Annotated in this window: 10 protein-coding genes; 2 read left to right on the forward strand and 8 right to left on the reverse strand. The window is 66.2% G+C overall.

Going from position 1 to position 11,308, the window contains the following annotated elements; genetic code table 11:
- The 6 genes from NU1_RS28345 to dop form a co-directional block, all read right to left on the reverse strand.
- On the reverse strand, positions 1-986 hold a 986-nt coding region (locus NU1_RS28345), incomplete at its 3' end, for a helix-turn-helix transcriptional regulator (protein WP_067526397.1).
- 499 nt (positions 987-1,485) lie between these two features.
- Positions 1,486-2,844 carry a Pup--protein ligase gene (gene pafA / locus NU1_RS28350; protein ID WP_218027861.1) on the reverse strand — a complete coding sequence of 453 codons (1,359 nt, stop codon included), beginning with the start codon at positions 2,842-2,844 and terminating at the stop codon, positions 1,486-1,488.
- 300 nt (positions 2,845-3,144) lie between these two features.
- Positions 3,145-3,918, reverse strand: a complete 774-nt coding sequence (gene prcA, locus NU1_RS28355) for a proteasome subunit alpha (protein WP_067526183.1) — start codon at positions 3,916-3,918, stop codon at positions 3,145-3,147.
- Positions 3,915-4,772 carry a proteasome subunit beta gene (prcB, locus tag NU1_RS28360; RefSeq protein WP_067526185.1) on the reverse strand — a complete coding sequence of 286 codons (858 nt, stop codon included), beginning with the start codon at positions 4,770-4,772 and terminating at the stop codon, positions 3,915-3,917. Before prcB ends, prcA begins: the two co-directional genes overlap by 4 nt.
- Complete coding sequence (locus NU1_RS28365; protein ID WP_067526187.1) at positions 4,769-4,963, reverse strand: ubiquitin-like protein Pup; 195 nt, start codon at positions 4,961-4,963, stop codon at positions 4,769-4,771. Before NU1_RS28365 ends, prcB begins: the two co-directional genes overlap by 4 nt.
- 147 nt (positions 4,964-5,110) lie before the next feature.
- The gene (dop, locus tag NU1_RS28370) at positions 5,111-6,610 is read right to left on the reverse strand and encodes a depupylase/deamidase Dop (RefSeq protein ID WP_067526189.1); all 1,500 of its coding nucleotides are present in this window, start codon (positions 6,608-6,610) and stop codon (positions 5,111-5,113) included.
- A 140-nt stretch (positions 6,611-6,750) separates the two neighbouring features.
- Between dop and NU1_RS28375 the strand changes: the two genes are divergently transcribed.
- Together NU1_RS28375 and NU1_RS28380 are read left to right on the forward strand one after the other, a co-directional pair.
- Complete coding sequence (locus NU1_RS28375; protein WP_084521876.1) at positions 6,751-8,001, forward strand: DUF418 domain-containing protein; 1,251 nt, start codon at positions 6,751-6,753, stop codon at positions 7,999-8,001.
- A gap of 135 nt (positions 8,002-8,136) precedes the next feature.
- Positions 8,137-9,360 (forward strand): cation:proton antiporter, encoded by a 1,224-nt coding sequence (locus NU1_RS28380; protein ID WP_067526401.1) that lies wholly within the window; start codon positions 8,137-8,139, stop codon positions 9,358-9,360.
- A gap of 3 nt (positions 9,361-9,363) precedes the next feature.
- Here NU1_RS28380 and NU1_RS28385 read toward each other — a convergent pair whose 3' ends face one another.
- On the reverse strand, positions 9,364-10,482 hold the full coding sequence (locus NU1_RS28385; protein WP_067526191.1) for a tetratricopeptide repeat protein: 1,119 nt from the start codon (positions 10,480-10,482) through the stop codon (positions 9,364-9,366).
- Positions 10,483-10,539: 57 nt separating this feature from the next.
- Positions 10,540-11,256, reverse strand: a complete 717-nt coding sequence (locus tag NU1_RS28390) for a TetR/AcrR family transcriptional regulator (protein ID WP_067526193.1) — start codon at positions 11,254-11,256, stop codon at positions 10,540-10,542.
- Between the last annotated feature and the right edge of the window lie 52 nt (positions 11,257-11,308).

Below are 11,308 nucleotides of genomic sequence, written 5' to 3' on the forward strand. Positions count from 1 at the left end.
GAGACCTCCGTCTGCTCCAGCACCGACCGGAGGCGGCCGATCACATTGTCCCGCAAGTCTTCCGGAGCCAGCACCAGCGCGTCCGGGCCGAGTCCGGTAAGGAGCCGGGCCAGCCAGTCCCGGGAACGAATAGGTACTTCGACAATGGAACCGGACCGACCGCCGAGTTCGCGGTCCTCCATGATCGCGCCGAGTCGCCGGATCTCCTGACCGCGACCCTTCGCCACCCACACCGTGGCCGAACCGGTGATCGGCAGCTGGCCGGTCACAGTGGTCACGACCGCGCGAAGATCCACATCATCGGGCTTGTGTACGGCATTGACCGGCCCGTACGCGACCACCCTGTCGCCGATCCGGGAGATACGGAAGGTGCGCATGGCATTGCGGGCGTTATCGTGGCCGACCAGGTACCAGCGGCCATGGTGGGTCACCACACCCCACGGCTGCACATCACGCTCGGTGTACTCGTCCCCCGACGTCCGATGTGGGAAACGCACCGCCTGACCGGCGTCGATGGCCGCGAGGAGCTTGCCGAGCACCGGTTCGGAACCGCGGGTGCGAGCCGGGACCGCGGGTACCGAGGCCACCCCGTTCTCCGGTTCCACGTGCACACCGGCCGCGCGCAGTTTCAGCAATGCGCCCTCCACGGCATTGGCCAGCTCGGGAGACTCCCACAGCTGCACCGCCACCGCGACGGCGGCCGCCTCCGCACTGGTCAGATCGATATCGGGCAGTTCGTAGGCGTCCCGGTTGATGCGGTAACCCTCCACACTGGAAAACCGTCCGACCGGACCGATTTCCAGCGGAATCCCCAGATCGCGCAGCTCGTTCTTGTCCCGCTCGAACATTCGGCTGAACGCCTCATCGCTCGCGGACTCCTCGTATCCCGCGACACTGTCCCCAATCCGCTCAGCGGTCAGGAACTGTCGCGTCGACAGCAGCGCGATAACCAGATTCATCAACCGCTCGACCTTGGATATCGCCACCCGATAGAGAGTAGTGTGCGCGCACCACGCGCGTAGCACGACCCGGCTCGAGGGGGTGGGCATGGCCCCGGTCGTGGTCCGGGTGGACCACGACCAGACGGGCCCATCACACATCTGGCGAGCCGCCCCGTCCAGGCTCGACAACCCCTCTCACCATGACCGGTCGCATACCCCCTCGTCATTCCGGCGCGCTTTTGGCCGGAAGCCACCGCTCCAGCCGCCGACACGGTGGATCCCGGCCAAAAGCATGCCGGGATGACGGGGGGTTGCCCACCGGCCGGTCCGGTGACGACGCAATGCCCCGCCACCCAGGCCAGTGGCGACGCAGCGCCCCATCAGCCCGTCCAGTGACCATGCAGCACCCCACCAGCCCGTCCAGTGGCGACGCAGCACCCCACCAGCCCGTCCAGTGACCATGCAGCACCCCACCAGCCCGTCCGATGACGACGGAGGCCGGGTTCCCGTCGGAACCCGGCCTCGCCGCGAACTTCGCCAAGCGCTACATGGAGGCGATGAGCCGATCGACTCGCTCGTCGACCGAGCGGAACGGGTCCTTGCAGAGCACCGTGCGCTGTGCCTGGTCATTGAGCTTGAGGTGCACCCAGTCGACCGTGAAGTCGCGACCCGCTTCCTGGGCGGCGGTAATGAAATCGCCGCGCAGTTTGGCGCGGGTGGTCTGCGGCGGTGTGGTGACCGCGGCGTCGACCGCGTCGTCCTCGGTGATCCGCTTGGCCAACCCTTTGCGCTGCAGCAGGTCGAAGACGCCACGACCGCGCTTGATGTCGTGATAGGCCAGATCCAGCTGGGCGATCTTCGGATCGGACAGCTCCATGCTGTAGCGGTCCTGGTAGCGCTGGAACAGCTTGCGCTTGATCACCCAGTCGATCTCGGTATCGACCTTGGCGAAATCCTGCGCCTCGACGGCATCGAGGGTGCGACCCCACAGATCCACCACCGCGTCGACCTGCGGATCGCGATCGCGATTGCGCAGATGCTCGACGGCGCGGGCGTAGTACTCGCGCTGAATATCGAGGGCGCTGGCCTGCCGACCGCCCGCCAACCGGACCGGTCGCTTACCGGTGAGATCGTGGGAGACCTCGCGGATGGCGCGAATCGGATTGTCCAGTGCGAAGTCTCGGAAGGAGACGCCCGCCTCGATCATCTCGAGGACCAGCGAGGCCGTACCCACCTTGAGCATGGTGGTCGGCTCGGCCATATTCGAGTCGCCGACAATGACATGCAGCCGCCGGTACTTCTCGGCATCGGCGTGCGGCTCGTCGCGGGTATTGATAATGGGCCGCGACCGGGTGGTCGCCGAGGAGACGCCCTCCCAGATGTGCTCGGCACGCTGCGATAGGCAGAAGGTGGCGGCCTTCGGCGTCTGCAGCACCTTGCCCGCACCGCAGATGAGCTGGCGGGTCACCAGGAACGGCAGCAGCACATCGGAGATCCGGGAGAACTCACCGGCACGCACCACGAGGAAGTTCTCGTGGCAGCCGTAGGAGTTGCCCGCCGAATCGGTGTTGTTCTTGAACAGGTAGATATCCCCGCCGATACCCTCCTCGGCCAGCCGTTGCTCGGCGTCGATGAGCAGATCCTCCAGGACCCGCTCCCCCGCCCGATCATGGGTGACCAACTGCACCAGGCTGTCGCATTCGGCCGTCGCGTACTCTGGATGGGAACCGACATCAAGGTAGAGCCGAGCCCCGTTGCGGAGGAACACGTTCGAGCTCCGCCCCCAAGAAACCACCCGGCGGAATAGGTACCGGGCCACCTCGTCAGGACTCAACCGACGGTGACCGTGGAACGTGCACGTCACCCCGAATTCGGTCTCGATCCCCATTATTCGTCGCTGCACAGTATCGACATTACAGCCATGAACTGCTCGAAATGGGCGCTCGGACAATCCCAATGCAAACGTCTTGGCAACGATTTAGCACGGTGTGCAACGCGACACCGCCGGTTACCAGGCACAAAGCAAGTCCCCTTTGCACTCTGCTAGCCAGAGTGCAAAGCGGGCACGCGGCCATTCGGCTTGCACGCACTGCCGCGAAACACGCGGTGCGCCACAACTTCCCGGTCGTTGTACGAACGTTTGGCACGGAATGGGAAATCCGGCCGTGAGCGGTGGGCTCACGGCCGGATTCTGGTGAATTCGCTACTCCCCGGAGGGGTCGCCCGATCCCGGCTTATCCGCCGCCGCGGCGGATTTCGCATTGGGGATCTTGCCGGTGATCAGTTGTTCCAGTGCGGAGCCGGAGATGCGGCGGAAGGCCCTTCGGGGGCGGGCCTGCTCGAGGGTTGCTACCTCGAGGGAGGCGACGGCCACCGGTTTCTTGTCCTTATCGGCTTCCGGCGCGCCTTTTTGCAGTGCCTGCAATGCGACACCGACTGCCGCGTGCAGGTCCAGCCCGGGTTGGTAGGTCTCCTTCAGGGCCGTGACGATGGGTTCGGTATTGCCGCCCATCACCACGTATTCCCGTTCGTCGACAATGGAGCCGTCGAAATTGATGCGGTACAGCACCGCGTCCGGATCCTGTTCCGGGTAGCCGACCTCACCGATGCAGATCTCCACCTCGAAGGGTTTGAGCTGATCGGTGAAGATGCTGCCGAGCGAGGAGGCGTACATATTCGCCAGCGCCCGGCCGGTCACATCGCGTCGGTCGTACTGGTAGCCGCGTAGATCGGCCTGCAGAATCCCGCCGCGACGCAGGTTCTCGAACTCGTTGTACTTGCCGACCGCGGCGAAGCCGATGCGGTCGTACAGCTCACTCACCTTGTGTAGCGTCGCCGAGGGGTTCTCGGCGACGAACATCACACCTTTGTCGTACACCAGCACCACGACACTGCGGCCGCGTGCGATGCCCTTGCGCGCAAGTTCGGTCTTGTCGCGCATGATCTGTTCGGCCGACGCGTAGTACGGCAGTGTCATGCTTCGCCGCTCCCTTCCGCAGCCGCGCCGCGTTCATCCACTATCGTTCGCGTAATGCTCTTCAGCCGGTCCTCGGCCACTTCCACCGAGCCGTCGGCGTCGATGGTGATGGCGGTCGGATAGATCCCCCGCATGGTGTCGGGGCCGCCGGTGGCGGTGTCGTCGTCGGCCGCGTCGAAGAGCGATTCGACCGCGATCCGCAATGCCCGATCCTGGTCCAGTCCGCGGTGGTAGGTCTTCTTCAGCGACGATTTGGCGAACAGCGAACCGGAGCCGACGGCGGTGTAGCCGAATCGCTCCTCGCTGCGCCCGCCGACCACGTCGTAGGACACGATGCGACCGGATTTATCGGGATCCAGGGCGCTGGGGTCGTAACCCACGAGTAGCGGTACCACCGCCAGGCCCTGCATTGCCGCCGGCAGATTGTCCCGCACCATCTTCGACAGCTTGTTGGCCTTGCCGTCGAAGGTGAGCGATACGCCCTCGATCTTCTCGTAGTACTCGAGTTCCACCGCGAACAGGCGGATCATTTCGATCGCCATGCCCGCGGTGCCCGCGATACCGGCCGCCGAGTAGGTGTCGGTGATGTACACCTTCTCGATGTCCCGGCTGGCCAGCAGGTTGCCCTGGGTGGCCCGCCGGTCGCCGGCGATCAGCACACCGCCGCGGTAGGAAACCGCGACGATGGTGGTGCCGTGCGGCGCGATATCCGACGGTCCGCTCTTCGAAGGGTGCGGGCCGTCGGATCCGAATTTGTTGTCCGGCAACAATTGCGGCGCGTTGACTCGTAGATATTCGGAGAAGGAGGAGAGGGCGTACCCCGTGTGGAGACGCAAGGGGTCACCTGGTGTCACTGGCCGCCCTTCTGAACATAGGCGCGCACGAAGTCTTCCGCGTTCTCCTCGAGCACATCGTCGATCTCGTCGAGCAGGTCGTCGGTTTCCTCCGCCAGCTTCTCGCGGCGTTCCTGTCCCGCTCCGCCGTCGCCGGCGGTGCCCTCGTCCTCGTCGCCGCCACCGGCGCGTTTGGTCTGCTCTTGTGCCATAGCAGCCGACCTCCTCTGTGATCATCGGCGAGTACGGGCGTCCAACCCGTACTCGTCCCTCAACACTACCCAGCGGTGGCGACATCATGCGGGATTCGCCCGCAATGTGCCCCGGCCGCAACCCCCGTGCAATATGCCGGGAGAGCCTCAGTGCGTGAGTTGCTGTACCAGTTCGGCGGCGCTGCCGACGCCGTCGAGCAGCTTGCCCACATGTGATTTGGTGCCGCGGCGCGGTTCCAGCGTCGGAATACGCACCAGCGAATCGCCGCCCAGATCGAATATCACCGAATCCCAGCTGGCGGCGGCGATATCGGCGCCGAAGCGGCGCAGGCACTCACCGCGGAAGTAGGCGCGGGTATCGGTGGGCGGGTTGGTCATGGCGTCGACCACCTGCTGTTCGGTGACCAGGCGCTGCATGGAGCCGCGCGCCACCAGGCGGTTGTAGAGGCCCTTGTCGAGGCGCACATCCGAGTACTGCAGGTCCATGAGGTGCAGCTTCGGTGCGCCCCAATTCAGGCCCTCGCGGCTGCGCATCCCTTCCAGCAGACGGAGTTTCGCGGTCCAGTCGAGCAGGTCGGCGGTTTCCATCGGATCGCGCTCGAGCAGGTCGAGGACGTGCGCCCACTTCTCGATGACATCCTTGGCGCGCGGATCGTCATTTCCGATGCGACTGTTGTACTTTTCCACCCGATCGAGGTAGATGCGTTGCAGCGCAAGGCCGGTCAGTTCGCGGCCGTCGGCCAGCGCGACGGTGGCGCGCAGCGTCGGATCGTGGCTGATGGTGTGGACGGCGGTGACCGGGCGGGCCAGTTGCAGATCCGAGAGGTCCTCGCCCGCCTCGATGAGGTCGAGGACCAGCGCGCTGGCGCCGACCTTGAGGTAGGTCGACCATTCCGAGAGGTTGGCGTCGCCGATAATGACGTGCAGGCGCCGGTACTTGTCGGCGTCGGCGTGCGGTTCGTCGCGGGTATTGATGATGCCGCGCTTGAGGGTGGTCTCCAGGCCGACCTCGACCTCGATGTAGTCCGACCGCTGCGAGAGCTGGAATCCGGCGGTATCGCCGGATTGGCCGATACCGACGCGGCCGGAGCCGGTGATCACCTGGCGGGAGACGAAGAACGGGGTGAGACCGAGAATGATCTGGTTGAACGGGGTGTCCCGGCTCATCAGGTAGTTCTCGTGGGTGCCGTAGGACGCGCCCTTGTTGTCGATATTGTTTTTGTACAGCTGCATCCGGGGCGCGCCCGGCACGCTGGAGGCGTAGCGTGCGGCGGCCTCCATGACCCGCTCACCGGCCTTGTCCCAGATGACCGCGTCCAGGGGGTCGGTGACCTCGGGGGCGGAGTATTCCGGGTGGGCGTGGTCGACGTAGAGGCGAGCCCCGTTCGTCAGGATCATATTGGCCGCGCCCACCTCGTCGGCGTCGATGACCGGTGCGGGGCCGTTGAGCCTGCCCAGGTCGAAGCCGCGAGCGTCGCGCAACGGCGATTCCACCTCGTAGTCCCAGCGGGTGCGTTTCGCACGCGGCACACCTTCGGCCGCGGCGTAGGCGAGCACCGCCTGGGTGGACGTGAGAATCGGGTTGGCCGACGGCTCCGTAGGCGTGGAAATGCCGTACTCGACCTCGATTCCGATAATGCGCTGCATGTGGTCGAGCCTAGGCGACGGCTGCCCGGATCGGGTGCGGGTGGGTGCACCGGTATCACCGATACCCGCGACTCAGGTCGCATATCCGGTCATCCTCGCGGGCGACGCGCGAGAAGCCGGGCGGGCGAGAGAATTCGCTCATGTCCGAACCGGTTCCCGCGCAACGTTCGACGGCCGAGTCCGCTCCGGCCGCCGATTCGTCCACTGTCGTCACCGCCGACGCGAATACCGTTCCCGCCGTGCGGGTTTCCTCCCGGGTGGCCGCGCTCGACGTGCTGCGCGGTATCGCCATTCTCGGCACCCTCGGTACCAATATCTGGATCTTCACCAATGTCGAGGGACTGATCGGTTACCTCGAACGCTCCGACGAGCCGACCGGGGCGGCGATGTGGGTGGAGCGGTTTCTGCAGCAGGCGGCCCAGGGCAAGTTCCTGGGGCTGCTGACCATTATGTTCGGCATCGGTCTGGCTATTCAGCAGCGATCGGCGGCCCGGGGCGGGCGACCGTGGCCCGGGAAGTATCCGTGGCGGGCCGGACTGCTGTTCCTCGACGGTCTGCTGCACTTCCTGCTGTTCACCGAGTTCGACGTGCTCATGGGGTATGCGCTCACCGGCCTGGTCGTGGCCTATGTGCTGGCGACGAGTCCGCGCGCGCAGCGGCGCTGGTTGATCATCACCGCGAGCCTGCACATCACCGTGATGACCCTGGTCGCGGCGGCGATAGCCTTCGCACCGCAACAGGATTCGGCACCGGCCGAACCTCTCGATCCCAATCCCTATGCGGACGGGTCGTTCTGGGACCTGGTGATGTTCCGCTGGGACAGCCTGTTGCTGTTCCGAATCGAGACGATCGTCATCTTCCCGATGTCCATCGCGCTGTTCCTGGTCGGTGCCCGGCTGTTCAACGCTGGCGTATTCGAGCTCAACGGCGCGCGAATCCGTAAGCGGCTCATGATTATCGGCGCCATTGCCCTACCCCTGGATATGGCGCTCGGCATGGTGAATCCGACACTGGTCATTATTACCCGCTACGGCATCGCACCCTTCGTGGCCCTGGGTATCCTCGGGCTGGCGGCCGAGTTCTATGTGCGCCGCCCCCGCCCCGGTTTCGTCGGCCGCCGCTTCAGTGAGGTCGGCCGGATGGCCTTGAGCTGCTACATCCTGCAGAACGTGGTGGCGTCGAGTATCTGCTACGGCTGGGGCCTCGGGTTGGCCGCGCAGGTCTCCGGTAATGCTCGCGTACCCTTCACCGTCGCGGTCTACCTGGTCACCGCAGGGCTCATGCTGGTATTCGCGCACGTGTGGCTGCGCCGGTTCCAACGCGGCCCGGTGGAGTGGTTGTGGAATCGCAGCTATCAGGCCATTGCCGAACGCGGCGGCCGTCCGGCGTAATCGCGTCCTGACGTCAGTCGCACGGCGGCCGATCCCGATGCGGGATCGGCCGTCGGTCGTTCATCAGCAACCGTGTGGCGATCTGTCACCGTGTCATTGCCCGGACCGGCCCGCACCGCCGGGCAGGATAACCGGATGGCCCTTCTCGCCGAGGCCGCGGCCGATTCCACGCCGTCGGCAATTATCTCGCTGCTCCAGATCTCGGTGGCCACGGTCGTCGCGACAATCCTCGCTCGCGCATTGCGCGGGTATGTACCGGACGTGGTGTTGCTCCTGGGATTCGGTGTGCTCCTCGGCCCGCACGTCCTCGGCACCGCCGGGACCGCGGGCGGTGTGGAGCTGATCAGTCAGCTGGGGCTGGGCATGCTGTTCCTGCTGGCGGGCTATGAGCTGGATCCGCGGGTCCTGCGGGGCAAGTCGGGGCCGACGGCGTGGGTCACCTGGCTGATCAGTCTTGCCCTGGCCACCCTGGTGGTCGCCCTGGCCGCCCCGCAGGTGGGTTTCGCCGCGCATGTGGCGGTCGGTATCGCCATGACCTCCACCGCGCTGGGTACCCTGCTGCCGATCCTGAAGCAGGCCGGACTCCTGGACAGCGCCCTGGGTAGGGCGGTACTGCGCCATGGCGCAATCGGTGAGCTGGGACCGATTCTGGCCATGTCGGTGCTGCTGTCGAGTCGCAATCCGGTGGCCGCCATTGTCGTCCTGGCGCTGTTCGCCATCGCGGCCGTACTGTTCGCGGTGGTGCCCCGGCATCTCCTCGACCGGGTGCCCGATATCCGCCGCCTGCTCATCGATATGGGCGGAAGTACGGTGCAGTTGCCGGTCAGAATGGTGCTGTTACTCCTGCTGACCCTGATGGGCATTGCCGAGGTGTTCGAACTCGATGTGGTACTGGGCGCGTTCGCGGCGGGCATGATTTTGCGGATTCTGGTGCAGGACGAGGATCCGCTGATCGAATCCGACATGAACACAATCGGTTTCGGGCTGCTCATTCCGGTGTTCTTCGTGGTCTCCGGGATGGGTATCGATCCGTCCGCGATCGCCGAGAATCCCCTGCGCTGGTTGCTGTTCGTACTCGCCATCGCGGTCGCGCGCGGGGTGCCGGTGTGGGTGACCGAGAAGTACTTCTCGCACGGCACGAATCTGACCTCCGGACGCGAACGAGCGCAGCTGGCCCTGTATTCGGCGACCGGACTGCCGATTATCGTCGCGGTAACCGAGGTGGCGACCACGGCCGAACTCATCGATCAGGATGTGGCGTCGATCCTGGTGGCGGCGGGAGCGACGACGGTGCTGCTGTTCCCGCTGCTGGCCCGATTGCTCGGGCCGGGCGCGACGGACAAGGCCGCGGTCGGCTGACCGTCACAGCCAGTCGACAGCCCATCGATAGGGCCGGGGCCAGTAGAGCGGGCCCTGCGGAATCTGCTGCCCCCAATGGGTTTCGGCGGCCGCCACCCCGCGCAGCGCAGTCGGCGGCGGTGCGTCGTCGTGCAGTTCGCGCACATGCCGCCGCCAGTTGTTGATCATGTGAGGTACGAGTCGGCGGTCCCGGTCGAAGGCGTAGTCGACGCAGCGGGCCATGAGCGTGTCGACGGCCTGGGCGGCCTGGTCACGGTCGGTCGCGGCGAGCGAGTACAGATACGCCTGCAGCAGGTCGTAGCCGATCAGATCGTGGGTCGATACCTGCCCGCTCTCCAGGGCGAGGATGCCGAGCCGGGTGTGCGACTCCTCGTCGATCCAGATGGCGTGCGCTTCAGCGAGCCGATTGTCGAAAATGAGCGACATCATCAGGCCGAGTACCGATTTCGCCGCGATCAGCGGATCGGGGCGGCCGGTGGCGAAGGCGGTGCCCAGCAGTGCGCGGAAGGCCGTGGCCGCTTCCGCGGGACGCCCCGCCGCGAGGAGCGCGTCGGCAGCCTCGCCCTGCGCGCACTGTTCGGCGGGCGGCTGCTTCGCTGCCGTGACGGCGGTCGCGGTGCCGTCCGGAGACGTCCGGAGCGCGTCCATGGTTTCGCCCTCGTCGGCGAGGATCTGCGCGTATCTGGCCGCGAGATCGGCCCTTTCGATACCGCGCAGCAGCACGAAGGCCGTCTTGGCGGCCATCAGGACTTCCTCGCGGCTGCCGTGTGCGCGACGCAATTCGAGGCAGCGGTCGGCCATTCCGACCGCGATATCGGCGCGGCCGAGCTTGGTGGCCGCCTCCACGCCCATCGAATACAGGGTGGCGAGCATCCCCACCGGGATATCGGCCGGATAGCGCGCCGGGCCGTATTGCAGGACCCGTAGGGCCTGCTCGTAATCCCCGGCCGCGAACGCGGCCCGGAAACGGTAGGACACGATCCAGCCGTAATCCTGTGGGTCCGGTGCGGTGTCGAGCCCGTCGTCGAAGGCGATCAGCCTGGCCAGCGCCTCGGCCGCGCGACCATCGCGCAGCAGTTCGTTGACCTCGTTCATGACGGCGACGAAGACTTGTCGATCCATACCTGTGCTTACTCCCCTGATTCCGGCGAACCCGAATCCTAGCCGTGGCGGCCGAATTCAGCCGGTGCGCTGGGGTTCGCCGCGGGCGAGCAGATCGGCGACCAGGGTATCGCGGGTCAATGGCACGTCGAGGCTGCGCGCATTGCCCTCCATGAGGGCGAGGACCGATTCGGCGAGGATGCCCTCGACCTGTTCGGAGGTGAGATTCAACGCCGGGTCGGCGCGCCAGCTGTTCACCACACCGTCGACGAAGCCAATAATTCCGAAGGCGGTGGGGCGGGCGCGATTCGGGTCGATCCCGAAGCGGGTGAGGGTGGCGGCGAACAGGTCCGCGAGGTGCCCGCCGATGCGATCGCGCGCCCCGGCCAAGGCCTGTGACGACCCGCCCTGCGGGTCGGCGGCGGTGAGGAAGCGGTGCAGGTTGGGGTGGCGTTCCACCCAGCCGACATAGGTGCCGACCGCGCCGCGCACGGCGTCGCGGAGGGTGCCGTCGGGGTGCAGGCGCGGAAGTAGTTCGGCCAGCAGCGAATCCAGAATGTGGCGGCGAATCTGATCGTCGAGGTCGGCGCGGCCGTCGAAGTGGCGGTACACCACCGGGCGTGGGACGCGCAGCCGGTCGGCGATCTGCTGCACCGAGATCTCGATACCGTTCTGCTCGATCACGGCCAGTGCGGCATCGAGCATATCGGCGCGGCGGCGGGCCTTGTGACCGTTCCAGCGGGTACTGCGGCCGTCCGCCGCGCGCGGCGTCGCATTCGGGCTGGTCTTGGTCACCAACCAACCTTAGCGCGATTCGAATCTGCCCGAGACGACCCGTCTCACACAG

It is taken from the genome of Nocardia uniformis NBRC 13702 (assembly GCF_001613345.1).
GTDB classification, from domain to species: Bacteria; Actinomycetota; Actinomycetes; order Mycobacteriales; family Mycobacteriaceae; genus Nocardia; species Nocardia uniformis.

Bases quoted from the DNA above. Each gene is read 5' to 3' on its own strand.
- NU1_RS28365 (WP_067526187.1), bottom strand. From the start codon at position 4,963: ATGGCACAAGAGCAGACCAAACGCGCCGGTGGCGGCGACGAGGACGAG.
- dop (WP_067526189.1), bottom strand. From the start codon at position 6,610: ATGCAGCGCATTATCGGAATCGAGGTCGAGTACGGCATTTCCACGCCT.
- NU1_RS28385 (WP_067526191.1), bottom strand. From the start codon at position 10,482: ATGGATCGACAAGTCTTCGTCGCCGTCATGAACGAGGTCAACGAACTG.
- NU1_RS28375 (WP_084521876.1), top strand. From the start codon at position 6,751: ATGTCCGAACCGGTTCCCGCGCAACGTTCGACGGCCGAGTCCGCTCCG.
- prcA (WP_067526183.1), bottom strand. From the start codon at position 3,918: ATGACACTGCCGTACTACGCGTCGGCCGAACAGATCATGCGCGACAAG.
- NU1_RS28380 (WP_067526401.1), top strand. From the start codon at position 8,137: ATGGCCCTTCTCGCCGAGGCCGCGGCCGATTCCACGCCGTCGGCAATT.